At 69.0% G+C, this 20,197-nt stretch carries 17 protein-coding genes; 4 read left to right on the top strand and 13 right to left on the bottom strand.

Translation table 11 applies throughout. The features are described from left to right. The coding region (locus tag AC08OT_RS05305) for a S1 RNA-binding domain-containing protein (RefSeq protein ID WP_476602578.1) at window positions 1–455 on the top strand (455 nt) is incomplete at its 5' end. Window positions 456–603: 148 nt separating this feature from the next. On the opposite strand, the gene AC08OT_RS05300 is transcribed toward AC08OT_RS05305, so the two are convergent. Next, window positions 604–786, bottom strand: coding sequence for a Trm112 family protein (locus AC08OT_RS05300; protein ID WP_462185829.1), 183 nt, complete (start codon window positions 784–786; stop codon window positions 604–606). A 288-nt stretch (window positions 787–1,074) separates the two neighbouring features. Between AC08OT_RS05300 and AC08OT_RS05295 the strand changes: the two genes are divergently transcribed. Then, window positions 1,075–1,611 (top strand): glutathione peroxidase, encoded by a 537-nt coding sequence (locus AC08OT_RS05295; RefSeq protein WP_476592965.1) that lies wholly within the window; start codon window positions 1,075–1,077, stop codon window positions 1,609–1,611. 94 nt (window positions 1,612–1,705) lie between these two features. Here AC08OT_RS05295 and AC08OT_RS05290 read toward each other — a convergent pair whose 3' ends face one another. The 3 genes from AC08OT_RS05290 to AC08OT_RS05280 all read right to left on the bottom strand — a co-directional run bounded on the left by AC08OT_RS05290 (window position 1,706) and on the right by AC08OT_RS05280 (window position 5,573). After that, complete coding sequence (locus tag AC08OT_RS05290) at window positions 1,706–2,749, bottom strand: glycoside hydrolase family 26 protein (RefSeq protein WP_476592966.1); 1,044 nt, start codon at window positions 2,747–2,749, stop codon at window positions 1,706–1,708. After that, window positions 2,746–3,744: a hypothetical protein gene (locus AC08OT_RS05285; RefSeq protein ID WP_476602577.1), complete on the bottom strand. Its 999-nt coding sequence runs from the start codon at window positions 3,742–3,744 to the stop codon at window positions 2,746–2,748. The genes AC08OT_RS05290 and AC08OT_RS05285 overlap by 4 nt, the downstream gene beginning before the upstream one ends. Before the next feature lie 107 nt (window positions 3,745–3,851). Continuing rightward, window positions 3,852–5,573 carry a hypothetical protein gene (locus AC08OT_RS05280; protein WP_476592968.1) on the bottom strand — a complete coding sequence of 574 codons (1,722 nt, stop codon included), beginning with the start codon at window positions 5,571–5,573 and terminating at the stop codon, window positions 3,852–3,854. 752 nt (window positions 5,574–6,325) lie between these two features. On the opposite strand from AC08OT_RS05280, the gene rpoD reads away from it, so the two are divergent. Further along, entirely contained in the window at window positions 6,326–7,294 is a 969-nt protein-coding gene (rpoD, locus tag AC08OT_RS05275; protein ID WP_476592969.1) for an RNA polymerase sigma factor RpoD, read from the top strand. On the opposite strand, the gene AC08OT_RS05270 is transcribed toward rpoD, so the two are convergent. The 9 genes from AC08OT_RS05270 to AC08OT_RS05230 all read right to left on the bottom strand — a co-directional run bounded on the left by AC08OT_RS05270 (window position 7,282) and on the right by AC08OT_RS05230 (window position 19,454). Beyond that, window positions 7,282–9,156 (bottom strand): choline/carnitine O-acyltransferase, encoded by a 1,875-nt coding sequence (locus tag AC08OT_RS05270; protein ID WP_476602576.1) that lies wholly within the window; start codon window positions 9,154–9,156, stop codon window positions 7,282–7,284. The two genes, rpoD and AC08OT_RS05270, sit on opposite strands and share 13 nt — an antisense overlap. A gap of 211 nt (window positions 9,157–9,367) precedes the next feature. After that, the gene (locus AC08OT_RS05265) at window positions 9,368–10,339 is read right to left on the bottom strand and encodes a class I SAM-dependent methyltransferase (protein WP_476592971.1); all 972 of its coding nucleotides are present in this window, start codon (window positions 10,337–10,339) and stop codon (window positions 9,368–9,370) included. 80 nt (window positions 10,340–10,419) lie between these two features. Further along, window positions 10,420–11,289, bottom strand: a complete 870-nt coding sequence (locus AC08OT_RS05260; protein WP_476592972.1) for a HalD/BesD family halogenase — start codon at window positions 11,287–11,289, stop codon at window positions 10,420–10,422. A 287-nt stretch (window positions 11,290–11,576) separates the two neighbouring features. Beyond that, window positions 11,577–13,100, bottom strand: coding sequence for an alkaline phosphatase PhoX (locus AC08OT_RS05255; protein WP_476595031.1), 1,524 nt, complete (start codon window positions 13,098–13,100; stop codon window positions 11,577–11,579). 616 nt (window positions 13,101–13,716) lie between these two features. Beyond that, a complete protein-coding gene (locus AC08OT_RS05250) occupies window positions 13,717–14,190 on the bottom strand; it encodes a hemerythrin domain-containing protein (RefSeq protein WP_476602575.1) in 474 nt (157 codons plus the stop codon). 331 nt (window positions 14,191–14,521) lie between these two features. Then, complete coding sequence (locus AC08OT_RS05245) at window positions 14,522–16,249, bottom strand: WD40 repeat domain-containing serine/threonine protein kinase (protein ID WP_476602574.1); 1,728 nt, start codon at window positions 16,247–16,249, stop codon at window positions 14,522–14,524. A 281-nt stretch (window positions 16,250–16,530) separates the two neighbouring features. Further along, complete coding sequence (gene recQ / locus AC08OT_RS05240) at window positions 16,531–18,375, bottom strand: DNA helicase RecQ (RefSeq protein WP_476592016.1); 1,845 nt, start codon at window positions 18,373–18,375, stop codon at window positions 16,531–16,533. A 239-nt stretch (window positions 18,376–18,614) separates the two neighbouring features. Then, on the bottom strand, window positions 18,615–18,827 hold the full coding sequence (locus AC08OT_RS05235) for a hypothetical protein (RefSeq protein ID WP_476592017.1): 213 nt from the start codon (window positions 18,825–18,827) through the stop codon (window positions 18,615–18,617). Window positions 18,828–18,842: 15 nt separating this feature from the next. After that, window positions 18,843–19,454, bottom strand: a complete 612-nt coding sequence (locus AC08OT_RS05230; RefSeq protein ID WP_476592018.1) for a helix-turn-helix domain-containing protein — start codon at window positions 19,452–19,454, stop codon at window positions 18,843–18,845. 475 nt (window positions 19,455–19,929) lie between these two features. On the opposite strand from AC08OT_RS05230, the gene AC08OT_RS05225 reads away from it, so the two are divergent. Next, a complete protein-coding gene (locus AC08OT_RS05225; protein WP_476592019.1) occupies window positions 19,930–20,184 on the top strand; it encodes a hypothetical protein in 255 nt (84 codons plus the stop codon). Window positions 20,185–20,197 lie beyond the last annotated feature (13 nt).

The raw sequence follows: 20,197 nt of genomic DNA, 5'->3' as shown, positions 1-20,197 counted from the left end.
GGCACGTGGAGATCCCCGAGCAGGTCGTGAACGTCGGCGACGAGATCCTGGTGAAGGTCATCGACATCGACCTCGACCGCCGCCGCATCAGCCTGTCGCTCAAGCAGGCGAACGAGGCGGGAGGGCTGGCTGCCGACGGCGAGGCGTTCGACCCGAGCCAGTACGGCATGGAAGCCAAGTACGACGAGCAGGGTAACTACGTCTACCCCGAAGGCTTCGACCCCGAGACCGGGGAATGGCTCGAAGGTTACGAGGAGCAGCAGGCGGAATGGGAGCGGCAATACGCCGAGGCCCAGGCCCGCTTCGAGGCGCACCAGGCCCAGATCCGGGCCGCGCAGGAGGCCGACGCCGCCGCGGCGGCTCCTTCCTCCTACACCTCCCAATCCGAGCAGCCTTCCTCGGCGATCGACGAAGAGGCGCTGCGTCGGCTGCGTGAGCAGTTCGGTCGGGAGTAGCCGACTCCCGTCACCGACGGTCGGGGCCCGGGGATCTTCTCCCCGGGCCCCGACCGATTTCCGATCCTTTCTCCTCCCGTCCCAGACCCGGCGGGAGCCCAGTCCCGGGTAGAAGCTCAGCCCGGGCAGAGGGAGGTCCTCGGCCGGATCAGGACGAGGAGCGCGCCACGGCCGGGTCGACGTGATCCGGCCTGAGCAGGATCGGAACGTCCCCGCGGATCTCGTAGCGATGGCCGAGACGCGGGTTGACCAGCCAGCCGTCGACGAGCTCCAGCGGTCCCTTGTCGACCGGGCAGGCGAGGATCTTCAACAGTTCGGGTTCGATGGTCATCTCTGACGTTCCTGTTCGTCGTCTCGGGGGGCCGTCGCGGGACCCATGAGTATCCGTTCCGGATCCCCTGAGCATCGCAGACACCTCGGTCGGCCCTGACCGGCCCCGGCCGGGGGCGCCAGCCATCCCGGTGCCGGGCCCCGGTCGCGAGGCACCGGTTCGCGTCGCTGACGGGTTATGCAACCAACTCGATGACATAAAAACTTCTGGGGGATAGCGTCGAAGTCGCTCGGCGGCCGGAGACCGGTCGCGAAGTCCCAGCTCGCCTTCATCGAGAGTCAGGTGTCCATGACTGTCCATGACTTCACCGTCGATGCCGCGGACGGAACCTCCCGCTCGCTCGGCGACTACGCCGGCCAGACGTTGCTGATTGTCAACGTTGCCAGCAAATGCGGTCTGACGCCGCAGTACGAGGGGTTGGAGTCCCTGTACCGGGATCTGCACGGCCGCGGCCTGGAGATCCTCGGCTTCCCGTGCAACCAGTTCGGCGGACAGGAGCCGGGTACCGACGCCGAGATCCAGGAGTTCTGCACCACGAAGTTCGACGTCACCTTCCCGGTCCTGAGCAAGATCGATGTGAACGGGCCCGACGCGGCCTCGCTGTACACCCACCTGCGTTCCGAGGCGCCCGGTGACTTCAGGCCCGATGCCGGTTTCCTCTACGAGCACATCAAGAAGACCCGGTCGGAAGCGATCGGCACCGACGAGATCAAGTGGAACTTCACCAAGTTCCTTGTCGACCCGGACGGAAAAGTGGTCCGCCGGTACGAGCCGACCGTCACCCTCGAGGAGATCCGCAAGGATCTTGAGGCCACCCTGGCCTGATGGTTCTCCCGTGCCCGGCCTGCCGCTGTCGCCGGCCGGGCACGCCGAAGCGGGCGGTGCCCGCCGGCTTCGCAGCAGGAGTAGGCGAGCGCGGTCAGCGGACGCCGAACAGCGCCAGATAGCGTTCCGCCGCGTTCGGGTTCAGTACCGGTCTGTACAGCGAGGATTCCACGTTCCCCTCCTCGGCGTTGTTGAAGTACGCCTCGTAGGCCAGGGCGTCAGCGTTCGCGGTGAAGGTCTCGTACATCTTCTGGATGTAGTAGGGGTTGTCGCCACCGCCGCCGGTCGTGCGTACCAGACCCCACTCCGGAACGGCGAACTTCTTGCCGTGGGCGCGGGCGAAGGCGATCACCGTGCACAGACCGGATCGCAGATAACACTGCCGGTCCCAGATCGTCTTACTGACGGAGGCGGGATAGGAGTCGTAGGAGTCGATGCTGACCATGTCGATGTAGTCGTCACCGGGATAGGCGTCCCAGACGTCCTGACCGCTTACCGGCAGGTGATCCCGGTGTGCGGTTATATTCCAGTCGATCCGCACGTGCGGCGCGGTCGACCGGATCGCCAGGACCGTGCGGCGGTAGCAGGTCTTCCAGGTCTCGACGTCGCGTGGATACCACCAGAACCAGTCGCCGTTGAACTCCCAGCCGAGCCGGACGAAGGCGTCGCCGCGGCCGAACGTCGTCAGTGTGGTGCCGAACTGCCGCCAGTAGTTGTCGTAGGCGCCGGTCGCGCAGGTGGCCTCGTCGCCGTCCTTGGGGAACATCGGCTGGGCGACCGACAGGCCGCCGGGGAACTTGTCCCGGGTGAAGGCCTGCGTCGGCCAGCCGGCCGAGACCAGGTTGGTCCAGTCCTGCCGATCCGTGAAGACGACGGCCAGGTCCACCTTGCGGCCGGTGAAGACCGACCAGAGATTGACGTCCGCGGGGAAGTTGCCATTGGCGCCGGAGACCCAGTGCACACCGCCGGGCTGGGGCTGGAGCGGCTTGGGTTTGTCCGAGCAGGAGCTGAGCCCGCCGGCGACCAGGCCGATGATCAGCAGGAGGAGCAGCGGCAGCGGGAGTGACCGCGGGTGGGCGGCGCGGACGGTGTGGCGGCCGGCAGACCCCCACCCTCGCGGTGCCAGGCGCGGTCTCATACGGCGGAGGGTCGCTGCGTACCCGAAGCCGTGGCCGTGGCCGTGGCCGTGGCAGTGGCAGTGGCAGTGGCGCCGAGCAGCGGCGTCTCCACCGGGCCGGGCCGCCGGGCCCGTAGCCATGCTTGCACGGCCTCGGCCTCGGCCGCCCAGTCGTGACCGGGAACGAGCGCCTCACCCACCTCCATGTGCGTGGCCATGGAGGGCTCCGGCACCAGCATCGTGCGGCGCAGCCGTTCGGGCCGCGCCAGGGCGACGGCGTTGAGTGTCGTGCGCAGCCCGCTCAGCACCACCCGACGAGCGACCCGCACGGCGGGGGGCTGCGGGGAGAACGCAGGCGGTTCCCCGCCCAGCTCGGCCAGCCGGAAGGGCTGGAAACCCTGCAGGGTAAGACAGGTCGCGCGGTCGAAGGCGCCGCCGACGAACGGGATCGAGCGCAGCAGCAGTTCGTCCTCGAGCAGGGTGCCGACCCGCAGGCCGAACGTGCTGGTCGTGGCGGCGGCCCTGGCCCAGGTCACGCCGTCGAGCACCGGCGCGTGGGAGTGGCTGCCGCCGTCCCGGTGGACCATTGGCCGGCGGCGGGTGGTGGTCGAGGAGAATCGCAGCGTGCTGTAAAGGGTGAAATAGTCGACCGCGGGGAGCGCGGTCGCTGCCGCGACGAGACTGGAAAGCGATTTTTCCGTGTACAAATAGTCATCTTCGGCGAGCCAGACCAGATCGTCCGGCGACCAGCGCCGGACCCGCGGCATCCGCAGCACGTACCGGTAGGATGCGCGATTGCTGCCGCACTGCACCGACTGCACCTCGCCGGCGGACGTCATCACGGCAAGACGCTCCGCCGGCATCGGGCCGTCATTGACGAAGACGATCAGTACCGGGATGTCGACGTTCTCGACGGCCCGGAGGAGAGAGGCCAACGCAAGCATCTTGCTGTAGAAGGCCGGCCGGTTCTTCGTGTTTTCCGAACCGACCGACCGATAAAGAATACGCAGAATCATCGCAACCCCCTACCGGCCCTGGCCCGGCAGCACTCATCGCGGTAGCCTCGACGCCTCGGACGCCGCCTCGACGCGGTCGGCCGAACATATTGCGCACAGCCCGTACGTTACCGTGAAACATCATCATTGCCGGTCCCGGTTGAGCGCTCCGGAACTCGGCCCTGTACGTCCGGTCCGGCCGGCTCACCGGAAAGGGCGATCGCCGTGTCCCGTTCCACCTCCCGCGCGGCCCGGCGGACGAGGATGAACCAGCTGGGGACGGTCACCCAGAAGGCAAGTATGTAACCGCAGACCGCGCCGGTGCCGCCGCCGATCTCCAGACCGACGATCGGATAGACGACAAGCTGGGGGGCGAGCACCGCATTCGCGCGGAAGGTGAGCTTGGCCTTGCCGAGCGCGTAGAGCATGCAGGCCGGTCCGACCGTCGCCGCGGGGCCCGCCTGCTGCACGATGGACAGCGCCAGCAGGTCGTGGGTCTGCTCCCAGGTCTCGCCGAGCAGCGAGTGCCCGATGCTCGTCGGCAGGACGAGAAAGAGCGTCCCCCAGGCGGCGCCGGCCGCGACGATCACCGCGGACAGGGCGTAGGCGGCGCGGACCCGGGCCGCGGCCGAGAGGTCCTTGCGGCGGGAGAACTCGGGGATGGCCCAGCTCACGATCCCGACCGCGAGAATGGTCGTCGGTCCGAGCAGGGTCTGCACCCCGCGCAGCGCGCCGACCAGGTCGGTCGTGCCCAGCGTACCGAGCAGCAGGGTGGATGCCTGCTGGGCGCCCTGGACGGTGAGGTACTCGGCGCTCATGTACCCGTTGACGTCGCGGTGTTCGGCGATCCACTCGCGTACGAGGCTCGGCGCCGGCTTGAAGCCGGCCTGCGTGACGCCCAGCATGGCGGCGACCGCGGCGGCGCCACCCCAGGCCAGCAGCATCGCCCACGAGGTGGAGACGTCGCGGACGATCAGCGCGTAGATGGCGGCGAACTGGACGGTCGCCCAGATCCCGTCGTTGGCGGCGGCGGCGGCCGGGCGACCCTCGGCGAAGAAGACCTGCCGCCAGGCGTCCTGGAGCAACAGCGTGGGAAAGACCAGTCCCATCGCCACCAGCGAGGCGCCGACCGAGCCGCCCATCGCCGCACCGACGGCGAGCGTCACGACCCCGGAGACCAGCCCGATTACGAGGGCAGTGCCGGTCCCCGCCGCACCGGCCACCCGAAATACCCGTGGCGGCACGTCGGAGAACTTTATCCCCAGCGGAGCGGTGCCGGCGGCCTTCGAGAACCCGATCATCAAGGAGAAGATCGCGAAGGCGACGGCGAAGGCCCCGAACTCGGATTTGCTGACGCTGCGGGCGATGACGAAGGACATCGCGGCGTTCGTCCCGCTGGAGAGCACCTGGTCGACGAGTGTCCAGATGGCCCGCGAGCGGCTGGAACCCCGGGTCGGTCGCTCGTCACGGTGGTGACCACCGGCCGGGCCGTCGTCGTCCAGGATGGTCAGCCCGTAGTCAACCGGTTCCCCGCCATCCGGGACTGCCGGTGCCTCGCGCCCCCGGTGGATCTTGCCGCAGCGGATCGGGGGAGTGAGCCATGCGCCGGTCGCGGGACCCCACAGGGGAAGCAGCCCCTCGGGGGTCGGCCCGTCCACTGCCGTCCCGAAGGCTTCCACGGCCGGGACCCGGCGGCCGCGCAGGCCGCGGATGACCTGGGTCCGCTCCCGGTCGAACTGTTCCGGTCGCGGCGGCAGGGTGGCGGTGACCTCCGGCGCGGGTCCCGTCCGGGGGCGTGGCGACTCGTGGTGCTGGGCCGTGGCCGGCGCGGATGTCTCCGGGCCGGTCACCGCAGCCCACCCGACCCTCCGCCGGGTGGTACTCGGACGGCGGAGGGATCGCGGAGAATCTCGATGATCATCTGTTGTTGGGGGTCGGTGGCCAGACTCACCTCTCCGTGCCGCATCGGTCCGACCCCGGCTTCCCGCGCCGGCCGCCGGACGGTCGAGCGACGCCGCCGCTTCCGCGCAGGGCGACGATCGAGCCCACCGCGTCGCTTCTGACCAGGGTGTCAGCCGGCCAGGGTGCTAGCAGGATGGTAGCTCTATGGGATCGGGACACTCGGCTAGGGCCGCTCGGGTGGATCTGGTCCGACCGGACCCGGCAACGGTGGTTGACCGGACCGGATCGCGGGTGCATGAAACGGGCAATGAGATCGCGATTCTCCGGCATGTGCCTGCCCCGTAGACGGTTCGCTCGCCTACGTCCGCGATCTTCCGCAGCCAGGCTGATGGTCCGCAAGTTTAGCAGTCGGGCCTCGGTCTGATCCCCTTGTTACGTCGGTCACCCCGGCAGGGCGGTACCCGGTGGCGGATCCAGTGAGGTGTGGGTGCGCCATCCGATCCGCTTCCGGGACACCGGCTGCCGGCCGGGTCAGGGCATCCTTGATGTCGGTGGCTGCGCTCGCAGACGCCTGGACAAGGCAGGAGCGGGGCATGGGCCGCATCATCATTGAGGTTAGGTCCGGCAATGAGGTTGGGTTCGACAATGAAGGCGGGTTCGACAATGAGACTGGGTTCGACACCATGGTGAGAGCCCCCCGATGGAGCTGACGGACCGCGGCATCGGCACCCCTGAGGCGGGCAGGGTGGCGTCCGCACCGCTGCACGATCCAGTGCGGATGTACCTCGGTCAGATCGGCAGGGCCCGGTTGCTCACCGCCGAGGGGGAGGTCGACCTCGCCAAGCGGATCGAGGCCGGCCTGTTCGCCGCTCAGAAGCTGGCGTCCCCCTCGGTCGTGACGTCGCCGCAGCTCTGCCGCGAGCTGGAGGCGGTCGAGCGGGACGGTCGGCTCGCCAACCAGATGCTGCTCGAAGCCAACCTGCGGCTCGTCGTCTCGATCGCCAAACGCTACGTGGGGCGGGGCATGCTCTTCCTGGACATCATTCAGGAGGGCAATCTCGGTCTCATCCGGGCGGTCGAGAAGTTCGACTACACGAAGGGCTACAAGTTCTCCACCTATGCCACGTGGTGGGTGCGTCAGGCGATCACCCGTGCCCTCGCCGATCAGGCGCGGACGATTCGCCTCCCGGTGCACGTGGTCGAGCGGGTCAACCAGATGGTCCGCATGCGCAGGCAGCTGCTCACCGAGCTCGGCCGCGAGCCGACCGTGGAGGAGATCGCCGTCGCCATGGACCTCTCCGTGGACAGGATCGAGGAACTCGTCGGAATCGCCCGTGAGCCGATATCGCTGGAGGCTTCGATCGGGGAGGAGTCCGACGGGCAGTTCGGTGATCTCATCGAGGATACCGGAGCGGTCGAGCCCGTCGAGGCAGCCGTCGCCAGCGTCCTCGGGGAGCAGATTCGCTCTGTGTTGACGGCGCTGACCGACAGGGAGAGGAAGGTCATCCAGCTGCGGTTCGGCCTGGTCGACGGTCGTTGCCGAACCCTGGAGGAGGTCGGCCGTGAGTTCGGGGTGACCCGGGAGCGGATCCGGCAGATCGAGTCGAAGACTCTGGCGAAGTTGCGTCATCCCTCGCGTTCACAGGCGCTGCGCGACTACCTGGAATAGCCCGTCTGGAACAGCCCGTCGCCCGTCTCGTCGATGGCGAGCAGGTCCTGCAGCTCGGTGACGACCTGCTGGAGCTGGCCGGCGAACGCGTACATCCCGTCCGCGACTGCGCGCGGCGTACTCAGGTAGAGGTTGAACCGGTCCGGCAGCAGCACGTAGGCGATGCCGATGCACTGGCTGCTGGTAGACCCGAAGCCGAAGAACTCGACGTTGGTGGACGGCGCGGAGCTGGTGCTCAGGTAGTCGTCGCGCGCCTTGAGCCAACCCGGGGTCTCGTAGAGCGCGATCGGTTCGGTCACCCCCAGCCGCGCGCCTTGGCGGCGGGCGATGAACTGCAGCTCCCACAGGTGCTGCTCGGGGGCCCGCCCGGCCTGGCGGTCCTTCGCGCGCCGCACGTGCGCGTCGGCGGCGGCGCGGAACGCGGTCCGGCGGGTGGCGGTGTCGGTGCCCGGGTCGTTGAGCATCGTCACGAACCGCTGGATCTCCGGGGTGACGACCCGCATCGCCTCCGTGCGGCCGCGCCGCCAGTACCGGGTGGCGATCGATTCGTAGGTGGCGCCGATGTGCCCCTTGGCCCGGCTGTGCGCCAGCTGGTAGGCGAGCTGCACGAACGCGTCCGGCGACGTCTTCAGTGCCTTGGCCCGGTTCTGCCCGAAGTCGGTGAAGGACAGCACCGTTGAGGCGGTCGCCGCGGCGAACTCCGCGAACGACGCGCCGGCGGCGGCTACGTCCGCCCGCAGGCTGGCGTCGAGGACGAACTCGACGGGCTCGATGACGGGTAGCCCCTGGGGCCGGGCGCCAGAGCTCGCCGAATGCTCCGCGGGCGAGGTACCCAGCAGGTCGTCGACGAAGCTGAGGATCGTCGTCCCGTCCAGCCCACAGTGCTCGACGTTGATGCCCGCCCGGCCGTCGGCGAAAACGATCAGTGACACCGCCTTGTCGAACCACCGGTTGGCGCTGTCGCCGTGGAGCAGGTGGTCACACGCGGCCAGGTTGTCCTCGGGGGTGAGGTCTTCCAGGCACAGGGCGAACAGCGCGGTCTCGATCGTGTCGAGCGCGGCCGCGTTGGCGGGGTCCAGAGTGAGCAGCGCCTGGCGGCTCGCGGCCCAGTCGGCCCGGGCCTTGGTGGTGAGCTGGCTGACGGCGGCGTCCGCCGGAACCCGCGACGCGGCGGCCTTCACCACGGCGCGCAGGCCCGCCGCGAGGTCGTCCAGGGTGTACGGGTGACCGTCCGGCCCGACGACGTCCAGCCGGACGATGTTTCCCCGGTGGAAAACGACGATGTGGCGGGCCTGGGACGGCCCGGGCCACCGCTCGCTGTACGGGGTGCGCACGGTGTCCTGGGCCGCTCCCGGGATCCGAGTCGTGGAGAACAGGAACGTGTTCTGCGCCATCGACAGCGTCTGGCCGCGCTGGACGACCGGCTCGACCCGCTCGTCGTCGAGGCGCAGCTTGTAGTCGACGGCTGCCGCCACGAGCCCGGCGGCCCGCTCCACCTGCGGCTGCTCGGCGGACAGACCCTCGGCGTCCTTGAACAGGAAGATGTAGTTCGCGTTGAGCGCGATGCGGTCGCGCCGGCCGAGGTAGCGGGAGTCCCAGAAGCCGTCCAGCCAGCTGTGTACGCCCTCGGTGGCTTCGTAGCGCTCCAGCGCCGCATGCAGGGTGGGGCCGGGGCCGCCCGGTGCCTGGAAGGCCGCGACGGCCGCCTCGGTCGTCGCCCGCTCGGCCGGGGTCAGCAGCGGCGCGGACCAGGCAAGGAAACGCTCGCAGCTCTCCGCCAGCGTGGGCAACGGCACCCGGGGCAGCAGATCGTCATTCGCGAAGGTTCCGGTGGACCGCTGGGAGCTACTGATCGCATTCATGCTGGGCCTCGGGTTGTCTCGGGGAACTCGTCTCGGGGACACGGCCATGGTGAACGCCACGGGCTGCGTTGGGTCCATGGTCGCCGAGATTCCATGGGTGGCGGGCGTTCCATCGGACATTCGGCTCGTACGGTTCATCCGACTCGCATGATGGCCGGGTCGCCCTCGACCTACCAGCCGTACGGGGGGCACCGCCGGCACCGGTCGCCCGTTATCCCGGCGGAACCGGCCGGGTGGGTGTCGCCGCCGGTCGCCGGCCGGAGGCGGGATGAGTGGTCGAGGGACTGGTCACCCCGCGCGGCCGGGAGATGTGCAGTTGGGCGTACAGCCAGCCCTCGGCCTCCAGCCCCCGTGGATCGACGCCGACGGTGGACAGCGTGTCGAGCACGAGCGACTGCTCCTCGGCGGAGGCGAAGCGCCGCTGCCGGAAGACGCGGTCGACGTGCACGGTCTCATACCCGAGCCTCGTGAGCGTCGCCTCGACCGGTTCGAACGGGAACATCCGCAGCACGAAGTGGGCCATCCACGGCCTGCGCTCACCGGCCGCGCGGGCCACCCGGGCGATGGTTCGCTCGGTGACGTACCCGAGGCAGCCCGTCGAGACGACGATGTCCGTTCCGGCGAGCCGCTCCCGTTCGGCGTCGGTCGGGTCACGGTCCTCCAGGTTGGCGTGCACGGCGGCATCGAGGAACCCGGCCGCGAGCGCGTAGGAGAGGGCCGGCCCCGAGCTGTCCAGGCCGAGGAACTGGCTCGCCTCCAGCCCGTCGCGGGACCGGACGAGCTCGCGGTCACGGGCGAGCAGCAGGTCCCGGGTCGGCCGCGTCCCGGGCGGTGCGTAGCCCTCGTGCAAGTCGTCCAACGTCACGTCACAGCGGAGCAGCGCGGCGTTGATCCCGTAGGAGCAGCCCACGTCCAGGACCGTCGGCGGTCGTCCCCGAACCATCCGGAATTCCCGGATGAGCTGGCTGAAGTACGGTTTGGCGAGCTGCGGGATACAGTAGCCGAGTTTCCGCAGGGTACTGAAGTAGGCGTGTGGGTCGGGCTGCGTGTAGATGTGGTCGAGCGAGATCTTCCCGCTGTCGTCGAACCGCGTCGTCCCGGTGGAGTACGCGGCCTCGGAGGAATTCGTGGTTCCGTCGGAGTCGATGGTCTCGGCAGAATATCTGCTGTCGTCGGAATACACGCGTCTGGCGCTCCTTGTGACGGGCGGTCGGGGCAGATGGGCCGGTGCTGACGCAGCTTGCCGACCGCATTCTGGTCCAGCTAGTCCAGCAGTTGGTCGACGCGGACCGCACTCTTCTCCGCAGCCAGGTGCCGCGGGAGGACCCGGCCGAAGAGCTGCTTCGTGCGCGCGACACTGCCGACGACCTCGGGGTGCCCGGTGTAGGCGAAGATTGCGGAATGCCGGGCCGTGTCGCCCTCGACCGGGCTCACCCGGTGCATCGAATAGCGGCCCAGGAAAAGCTGGAGATCATCAGGCCGGACGGTGAGACGCCGGACCAGATGGCCGCCCTCGCCCGCCAGCACGGCCCGCACGCCGGCGAAGTTCTCCGCCTGCGCGGACCTGATGTTCGGGCAGTACTCGAAGTCGCCCCCGGCCCGCGGCGCCTGCGTGAGCAGGCTCACCGCGAATTCGTTCGTGTCGAAGTGCCAGGGGTGCTCCAGCCCGGGGGCGATGACGTTGAGGCACAGCCCGGCCAGCGGGTCGGCGAGTTCGTGGACTCTCGGCAGGTCGAAGCAGCCGGCGATGAAATGCTGGAAGAGCTCGCTGGTGTAGAGCCGGTGGACGGCGAATTCGGTGGGAATCTGGTCGCGGGCGACGAAGGCATTCCCTCGCCGCATCGTGAACCGGCCCGGATGATCGGCCGGCAACGACGAGTCGACCGCGATGTTGTAGGCGTTGACCGTCTCGACCTCGTCATACGCGAGCGGAGCGACGGTGGCGCACTCCTGTGCGAACGCGGTGAATGCGGTGGGCCGGACGAATCCCGGGAGGACACAGCACCCGCGAGTGCGCAGTTCTTCCCGGGCCCACGAGACGATGTCCCGCCAGGCGCGGCTCGAAGGTTCGGTGAGAGGATAACGAACCGTATCGATCAGCTCGCTGATGGACCAGGTTTCCGTCGCAACCATGTGACTCCTCTCCGCCGCTAGGCAGCGGCATCGGGCCGCCGATGGGAACCGTCCACGACCTCGATGTGATGTGTCACATGGTCACCCGATGCTCGGGATGGCGAAAGTCAGTGTGAGATGTCGCACGACTGCGCTCGCATGGGACGCGAATCCAGCTCACATCGCGGCGATGAGAAGCCATGGCCCGGTGCCGTCCCCCGGGGCGCCACGCCAGGCGCTGCTCTCCCCGGGAGACGACACCGCCGACGGCTCGCACCGTGCCGCGGTCCGCGCTCCTGACCGCCGTGTTACAGGACGCCGCGGCGCCACGGTCCGGTGATGGCCGCGGTGAAACCGCTGCCCACCTCGGAGGCGCCGAAGACGTTCGCGAACAGTGTCTGGCCGTCCGGGCTGAAGCAGGCGCCGGCCCATTCGGAGTCGCTGAAGCAGTTCACCGCGAACTCGAAGGCCTTCCCGTCCTGGGTGATGTCGATCAGCCGGTTGACGTCGGTGATGCCAGGGGCGAGGGGGTGGGTGTCGCCGTCTTTACCGCCGGCGTCGTCCTCGCACAGCAACAGGCTGCCCTGTGGAGTTATCGTGATGTTGTCGGGTGAGTCGAGGACGGACCCGCCGGGTGATTCGAACACCAGGCGCAGCCGGCCGGCGTCGGTGTGACTCCCGCTGGTGCGGCGGCCCCGTCCTGCGGCGGGCTGGTACTGCCAGATCTGGCCGTAGCCTTCCGCGAAACCGTCGGAGTTGACGTCGCGGTTCTTGACGTCCCCGCCGCTGGTGGAGGCGAAGAAGATCGAATAATCTGCTGCCCAGATGCCTTCCAGCCGGTTGAACTTCGCCGCGCCGCCGGCCCAGCCCTGCGCGAACACACTGGTCGGGTTCGGTTTCTCGGCCTCGACGATCGGGTCCGGGTCGGGGTTGTCGATGTCGACCCACTCTACCGGCAGCCACACCCCGCGCCGCTGCCCTTCCCGCAGGTCGACCTGCGGCCTGCCCGTGACCGCCAGAATCTGCAGCAGCCCGCCCTTCTCCAACTTGTCCGGGTCTTTGGGGATGAACCGGTAGAATCCCGAGCCGCGGCCGGACCCGGCGTCCTCGGTCAGGTACACTACACCGGTGCGCTGGTCGACCGCGACCGCCTCGTGGGAGAAACGGCCCAACGCGGTCAGCGGCACCGATGGGACGGTCGTGCCCGCGCCCGCCGGGACCAGGAAGACGTAGCCGTGCTTCTTGTCGAAGCCGTTCGCCGGGCCGACGACAGTCTCCTCGCAGGTGATCCAGCCCTTGTACCGGTAGGCCTGGCCGCCGGCGCAGTTGACCGTGGTCCCGTTCAGGCCGATGTAGTCGTTGACGATCGTGCGGGTCTTCGGGTCGAAGCCGAGAACCGTGACCCCGCCGAAGGCCTTCGGGTCGTACTTCGTACCGTCCGGGTCCTTGACCGAGCCCGACCCGGCCGGGGACCGGTCCTCGCTGTTACGGATCAATCGCACCCGTCCTCCGGCCAGCCCGAACGCACCCATGCCGTCGAGGTTGACCGGGTTCGGGGTGTTCGGGTCACTCACCAGCGGCGTGCCGGTCTTGGCCAGCGCCACGTAGCTGAATCCGGCCGGCAGCGCGAGGTACTTGGTGCCGCCCGGCTCGTTGACGGGAGCCAGCGGGCTGAGCGGACCGTAGCCGCCGGTGTAGGGCCCGCCGGTGGGCGGGGGCGGCGCGGCCAGGGCCGCGTTCTCCAGGGCCGGTAGCAGAGCCGACGCCACTACCGCCCCGCCCACGGCCGTCGCACCCCTGCTCAGTAGTGCGCGCCTGTTGATCTGAACCACGTTCAGCCTCCCATACCGATCGTTCCGGACCAGCCGACAGGCTGGCAGCTGCCCACGCAGAGCACAGGAGACAACACGCAGCCAGAATGTTAAGGCTGAATGAAATACGAGGTTGCGGTATCTGGTCGGCATGTCCCGGCAATCCACAGTGCCGGTAACCCACAGTTAGGAACGGAAGTAGGCGTGGTGTCGGCGGGACCGCGGCACGAACCGTCCAGCGGCGTGCCTGTTTTCCTGGCACTCGATTCCGTTCCTTTCCGGTGAGAATCCTGGTGGATCCCCTGTCCGGAAACTCCGGGGCGCCTCAACCCGGCCCGGGCGGCGATGGGCCTGCCGGCGTTGCGGCAGTGGCAGGCGGCCGCCCACCGGAAGTGGGCGGCCGATTATCAGGCCTATCTGCGGGTCCGGCGCAACGACGTCCGGTAGAGCCACATCTGGTATCGCCACGTCCGGTACAGCGACGTCCGGTACCGCCATATCCGGTACCGCCACGTCCCGTACCGGTGTGCCCGGGAGCGATCCCGGCCCGACCCCGCCGCAACGGCCGATGCCCGGAGCCTGATCTGATGCCTGGAGCCGGCCGTCCCGGCGAGGGAGTCGGTCATCGCACGAGGTTTCAGGAACTTACGAGCTTCAGCGCCTGGCGGATCTCGCCGAGACGGTTCCATTGTTCGTTGCTGAGAATCGAGACGGCGGCATGGAACACGCCGTCCTGTTCCTTCGCGATGTGCCTGCGTAGCAGGCCCAGCGCCTCGATGACGCGTGTCGGCCAAGCGGGATCGACCCGGGCGGTGCCGTCGGTCGCCCCGGCGAGCACAGCCTCGATCCGGCGGTGCTCGCTCTGCAGGATCGCGATCTGTTCGGGGAACTCGAGTGCCATCGCGGGGAACAGGCCCTGCTCCTCCACCACCGTCTGTGGCTGGAGAACCGCCGACATCTGCTCACAGAGTGCCGCCATCGCCTCGACATCACCCTGCCGATATGCCTCGTGCGTGTCGGCGATGAGATCGATGACCTGGTCATGTTCTCTGATCAGGTCCGCGATCGCCGGCAACGACTGACAGTCGCAGTATTCACGCATAGCGCCCATCTTGGGTAGAAGAAGATCAGCGATGACCCCACGTCCCCACGTCCCCTAGTGCCCCACCGGCAGCGTCGCCATCCCGTCCCCATTCGCACGGCGGTGCTCGTGTCGCGCCGCTCATGGCCATCATCGAATGGCCGGAGCGGCTCCCACACGGCCGATGGTCCTGTCCGGTGCCCTACCAATGGCGGCGGGGCACCGGTCCGCGAGTCACCCTTCCCCACTGTTGATCGGAACGAACGGGCAGCATCCGCGCCCCCTCGGGGACCTGGCTAACGTGATCATCGTCAGTGCGGCGTAACTCCGGTCAGAGCCGCCACATGCCCCTAAACAGCGTTCATGGCGAGGGCAGCGCCCACAGCCGGACCGTGCCGTCCTTGCTGCCGCTGGCGAGGGTGCGGCCGTCCGGAGAGTAGCTCACCGACAACACCCAGTCGGCGTGGCCAGTCAGCGGCTCGCCGAGGAGGCGCGGGTGGAAGCGGTGGGCCGCATCCCGCAGCCCCCACAGCCGCACCGTGCCGTCGAGGCTGCCGCTGGCCAGGGTGCGGCCGCCCGGCGAGAAAGCCAACGCCCACACGGTGTTGGCGTGGCCGGTCAGGGGCGGCTCGAGCGGGCGTGGGGTGGCCGGGTCGGTCATGTCCCACAGCCGGATCAAGTCGTCCATCCCGCCGGTGGCCAGGATGCGCACATCGGGGGAGAGCGCCACCGAGAACACGGAAGCGGGGCCGCTCAGGGACCCGGCCAGGCGGGGGTGGGAGCGGTCGGTCACGTCCCACAGCCGCACCGTGCCGTCCCTACCGCTGCTGGCCAGGGTGTGTCCGTCCGGGGAGAACACTGCCGAGGTCACCCAACCGGTGTGGCCGGTCAGGGGACGACCTAGCTGGCGGGTACCGGTCTCGCGCCCACTGAGAGGAGCGGTGACGATCAGGACGGTGCCGGCGACAGCGAGCAGCAGCCCCACGACGGTGATGGCGGCGCGGCGGCGCGGCGGCGCGCCGCGCCGAGGATGCGACGACGCGGGGCGCCGCCGGCCGGCGATGTTCCCGTCGGCCACCTCGGCCGGTGGTGTGCCACCCGCCGAAGGCACCGATGCCCCGGAAAACGCCGATGACATGAAAGGCACCGATGGCGCCGAGGACGCGCCGGTGGGAGACGGCCGTGGCGCTGGCTGGACGGACGCGGGCGGCTGCCCGATGGCGGTGCGGATGTCGTCGTCGAGCCGCAGCGGGATACCCGACCGGGCGATCCAGTCCGGGCCGTACACGCCAGCGGCAGCTTCGGCGAGTTGGCACGCGAAGACGTGCGCGGACGGTGGACGGTCCGCCGGGTTCTTGGCCAGCGTCCACAGGACCACCGCCCCCAGCGGCGCGGGCACCCCGGCCGGCAGTAGGGGGACGCGTTCGAGGTGGTGCTGGCGCAGGCCATGCGCGGGCAGGTCCGGGTCGAACGGTGCCACGCCGGCCAGTAGCTGGTAGAGCACCATCCCGAGGGCGTACAGGTCGGTGGCTGGCTCCAAGCGGCCGCCCATGATCTGTTCGGGGGCCATATACGGCGGTGTTCCGATCACCGCACTCGCGATGGCCCCCGACTCGCCGACGAATTTCGCGACTCCGAAGTCGACGACTTTCAGCAGGTCGGTAGTGTCGAAAAGAATATTGTCGGGCTTGATGTCGCGGTGCAGCACCCCTTTGCCGTGGGCGCAGGCCAGGGACGAGGCCACCGCGAGTCCCACCGCGCAGGCCGTCTGCGGGCCCATGTCGGCCCGGCGCCGGGTCAGGGTTCCCCCGCCGAGCATCTCCATGACGAGCAGGTGCAGATCGCCCGTCTTGACGTAGTCGTAGACTCGGACCACGTGCGGATGATCCAGGCTGGCGAGGATCCGCGCCTCGGCGGCGAACCCGGCCGCCGCCCGGCCGTGCCCCGCATGCAGGACCTTGACCGCGACATCGCGCTGCAGGCCGCGATGCCAGCCCGCCAGCACCAGCCCGAATCCGCCCGCGCCCAGCTGGTCGCCCAGCTCGTAGCCGGGCAGCGCGGCGGCCAGCCGAGCCCGGTCAACAACCATCACAGCGGTCCGGCCTCATGCCAAGATTCACCGGTCCTTACAAATCTATATATTTCCTCCAGTGTGAGGTGTGATCCTAACCGGGGTCCTTCATGGGCCGGTCGGGTTGGTCTTCGGGTTGACGATCGGCCCGCCAGTGGAGAAGGTCAGCACAGGCAAGGCTGTTCGCGGGACGTGTGTCCCCCTCACCGATCACTCCAGTGTCCCCCTCACCGATCACTCCAGCGGTGCGGTACCGCTCTCCTGAGAAGATGTTTCCGGTGGGTGGGCGGGAGCCTGGTTCACTCGGCGAGGAGGTCGAGGATCTGCTGCCCGTACTTGGCGAGTTTGTTCTCACCGACGCCGCTCACGGTGGCGAGTTCGGCCAGGGTGGCCGGCACGCGCACCGCGATCTCGCGCAGGGTGGCGTCATGGAAGATCACATATGCGGGGACGCCCTGCTCCTTCGCGACGTCGGCGCGCCAGGCGCGCAGTCGCTCGAACACCGGCATTGCCTCCGCCGACAGGTCGGCCGCCGGTGCGGCGTGGCGGGTCTTCGTGGTCCTGGCCGCGGTCGTGGTGGCCGCGGTCGTGGCTGTAGTGGTGGGGGCGCGCTCCGGCTCGCGCCGCATCGGGACCGCGCGCTGTCCGCGCAGCACGTCGGCACTCGCGTCGGTGAGCACCAGGGTGCCGTACCGGCTCTCGACGGCCAGCAGTCCCTGCACGAGGAGTTGGCGCACCACGCCGCGCCACTCGGGCTCGCCGAGCTCCGTGCCGATACCGAAGACCGTCAGGGTGTCGTGACTGTGCTGGGTCACCTTGGGCGTCCTCCTGCCCAGCAGGATGTCGATGAGGTGGCCCGCGCCGAACTTCTGGCGGCGCTCCCGCTGCAGTCGCAGCACGGCCGACAGCAACTTCTGGGCGGCGATCGTGGCGTCCCAGGACTGCGGGGGTGCCAGACAGGTGTCGCAGTTGCCGCACGGGGCGGTGTCACGCTGCCCGAAGTAGGCGAGCAGCCCGATGCGGCGGCACTCGACCGTCTCGCACAGCGCGAGCATGTCGTCGAGGTGTCTGCTCTGCTGCCGGCGGTGCGCGGGGTCGCCCGGGGACGTGTCGATGAGCTTGCGCAGCTGCACGACGTCCTGGAGACCGTAGGCCAGCCACGCGGTCGAGGGCAGCCCGTCCCGCCCGGCGCGCCCGGTCTCCTGGTAGTAGCCCTCGATCGACTTGGGCAGGTCGAGATGGGCGACGAAGCGTACGTCTGGTTTGTCGATGCCCATGCCGAAGGCGATGGTCGCGACCATGATGATGCCGTCCTCGCGCAGGAAGCGTGCCTGGTGCTCGGCTCTGGCGCGCGCGTCGAGCCCGGCGTGGTAGGGCAGCGCCGTGATCCCGTTCGCCACCAGGAAGTCGGCGATCTTCTCGGTGGAGGACCGGGACAGGCAGTAGACGATTCCCGCATCCGCGGCGTGCTCGGTGTGTAGCAGCTCCAACAGCTGCGCCTTCGGCTCCTTCTTCGGCACGATGCGGTACTGGATGTTCGGACGGTCGAAGTCGGCTACGAAGTGGCGGGCGTTCTCCAGGCCGAGCTCGGTGGCGATGTCGTCGTGCGTCCGCGGGGTCGCGGTGGCGGTCAGCGCGATTCTCGGTACGTTCGGCCAGTGCTCGCGCAGTGCCGACAGCTCGCGGTAGTCGGGCCGGAAGTCGTGTCCCCACTGCGAGACGCAGTGTGCCTCGTCGATGGCGAACAGCGCGATCTCGCCCCGGTCGAGCAGCTTGACCGTCGCGTCGGCGCGCAGCCGCTCCGGCGCCAGGTAGAGCAGGTCGAGGTTACCGGCGAGGAAGGCGGACTCCACGTCGCGACGCTCGTCGAACTCCTGCGCGGAGTTGAGGAACCCCGCGCGGACGCCGAGCGCCCGCAACGCGTCGACCTGGTTCTGCATCAGCGCGATGAGCGGTGACACCACGACGCCGGTGCCGCCCCGCACCAGGGCGGGGATCTGGTAACAGAGCGACTTGCCGCCGCCGGTCGGCATCAGGACGAGCGCGTCGCCGCCGTCGACGACATGCTCGATGATCTCCTGCTGGCCGTCCCGGAACGACTCGTAGCCGAAGACGCGGCGCAGCACCTGCGCGACGTCGCTCACGGATCGACCAGGGGGCACGGATCGACCAGGGGGAAGGTCATTCTGGTCACTCTATGAGCCGCTGCTCCTCACCGGCTGGTCGCCCGGGCGGACACCCGGTAGGACGGAAAGACGACTATGGCGAGGTGACACCGTCCGACCGTAGTTACGTGGACCGATTGCCGCGTTTTGCCTCGTTCCCCCGCCTCGTTTCCTCCAGATGCCGTTTCGGGAAGCCGGCCGAGGCACGTACGGACGCGTCATGGGACTCTGGGGTACTGCTTCTTGAGCCGGTCGATGAGCGCGAGCGCGGTGTTCTCCGAGCGGGCCATCGCGCCCCAATCCTCGATGAACAGGCCGTCATAGCTCAATCCGACCCAGCGGCCGGTCAACCGGTCGCCGTGGGGATGCAGGGAGAGGAACAGCGTCCCCTTGGACCGGACCGATCCGTCGGACGCGACGTACCAACCCATGATTATCTCGTTGTCCTAGACCCGCAGTTCGCCCCACCAGAGGTACCCGCCCTCGTCCACCGACAGGCCGCGGGAGATCGCCTCCATCTGGATGACGTCGCCGACCTGGTTCAGGTTCGCCTCCTGCGAGGTGCGGATCTCCTCGCCGTCCCGGAACGTCTGCCAGGCCGTCCACCAGTGCCCGGACAGGCCGACGGTGTTCCTTGTCCGGCGGTCGGCTCCCTCGGACGTGGACGTGGACGTGGACGTGCGCCCGGGGACGGGGATGGCTGGTGCATCGGATCTCGTGACGGGACCGACGGCGGCCGCGCTCTCCCCGACGGTGAGCTGTCGATGATCTGTGGTGTCCACCTCCTCCAGAGCTCGTCGCCACGGGATGCCCGCCTGACTCCCCTTGTCCTCCAGCCACGCGTGACGACGCAGTTCGATCAGGGAGCCACCGGCGTTCAGCTCTATGTCGATCGCGGTCACGAGCGACTGCGACGGCACCCCGAGCAGTCCGCGTTCAGCCTTCGACAGGTAGCTCGGCTGGTAGCGGACCCGATTGGCGAGCTGGGCCTGGCTCAGTCCAGCCGCTTTCCGTAACTGCACAAGTGCGTTCAGGAGGTCGGTGAGGCAGGGTTGCATGTCCATTTATCGTCTACCCGGGTCCAGGGCAATGGTTCATCGGCCGGCCGTTCTCATCTGGTCTGACTGTTGTCACACCCCGCGAGCCTGCGCCTGGCGCCAGGCTTACCGGGATCTCCGTCGGATCGTCGCACGTGGAGACCGCGGTCCTGACGGCGGTGTGCTGGGCGGGGAACCCGCGCTGTGCCCCCCGCCCCGTCGGTCGTCTGACGACTCTCACACCCTTCCCAAGCCGCCTGTCGTGCGTAAGTCTTGAAGCTGATGCCACGGAGCATGTCGACCGAGAACTGCACCGCACGGCCGAGAACTGGACCGCACGACTTGGACCGGGGTGGGACATGGCGAGGATTCACCGGCTCACCGACGCCACTGTGTGTCCCGGGCGTCCTGCGTGTCGTGTGCGTCCCGGCGACTGGTGTAGCCCGCCCGGCGACCGGTGGCTCCGGCCCGGCGTGCTGTTCGGGCCGGGGCCGGCGTGACGGCGCCGCAGCCTTGCGACCGGCCGGCCAGGGACAACTGGCGCAAGGGCGGTTGGCAACGCGCCGAGGCCGCCCTCCGTACCGTGCAGCCAGGTGCCGGCGCGTACGCGGTCGTGTTCATCGATGACGCCGGCTCGCCCGCATCGGTTGTCGCGACGTTCCCCGGGCCCATGTCCGCCGAGATGTACGGCAAGATCATTGGAGGTCGGTTCCGGGTCCTCCGGATGGATCCGGCGCATCACGCGCCCTGACCCGCCGATCGTT

It is taken from the genome of Frankia sp. CgJB1 (assembly GCF_977947065.1).
This window is presented reverse-complemented; position numbering and strand designations above follow the sequence as displayed.

Excerpts from the sequence above, each read along its gene's own strand:
- AC08OT_RS05300 (WP_462185829.1), bottom strand. The coding sequence starts at position 786 with ATGACCATCGAACCCGAACTGTTGAAGATCCTCGCCTGCCCGGTCGAC.
- AC08OT_RS05295 (WP_476592965.1), top strand. The coding sequence starts at position 1,075 with ATGACTGTCCATGACTTCACCGTCGATGCCGCGGACGGAACCTCCCGC.
- AC08OT_RS05290 (WP_476592966.1), bottom strand. The coding sequence starts at position 2,749 with ATGAGACCGCGCCTGGCACCGCGAGGGTGGGGGTCTGCCGGCCGCCAC.
- AC08OT_RS05285 (WP_476602577.1), bottom strand. The coding sequence starts at position 3,744 with ATGATTCTGCGTATTCTTTATCGGTCGGTCGGTTCGGAAAACACGAAG.
- rpoD (WP_476592969.1), top strand. The coding sequence starts at position 6,326 with ATGGAGCTGACGGACCGCGGCATCGGCACCCCTGAGGCGGGCAGGGTG.
- AC08OT_RS05270 (WP_476602576.1), bottom strand. The coding sequence starts at position 9,156 with ATGAATGCGATCAGTAGCTCCCAGCGGTCCACCGGAACCTTCGCGAAT.
- AC08OT_RS05260 (WP_476592972.1), bottom strand. The coding sequence starts at position 11,289 with ATGGTTGCGACGGAAACCTGGTCCATCAGCGAGCTGATCGATACGGTT.
- AC08OT_RS05250 (WP_476602575.1), bottom strand. The coding sequence starts at position 14,190 with ATGGGCGCTATGCGTGAATACTGCGACTGTCAGTCGTTGCCGGCGATC.
- AC08OT_RS05245 (WP_476602574.1), bottom strand. The coding sequence starts at position 16,249 with ATGGTTGTTGACCGGGCTCGGCTGGCCGCCGCGCTGCCCGGCTACGAG.
- AC08OT_RS05235 (WP_476592017.1), bottom strand. The coding sequence starts at position 18,827 with ATGGGTTGGTACGTCGCGTCCGACGGATCGGTCCGGTCCAAGGGGACG.
- AC08OT_RS05230 (WP_476592018.1), bottom strand. The coding sequence starts at position 19,454 with ATGCAACCCTGCCTCACCGACCTCCTGAACGCACTTGTGCAGTTACGG.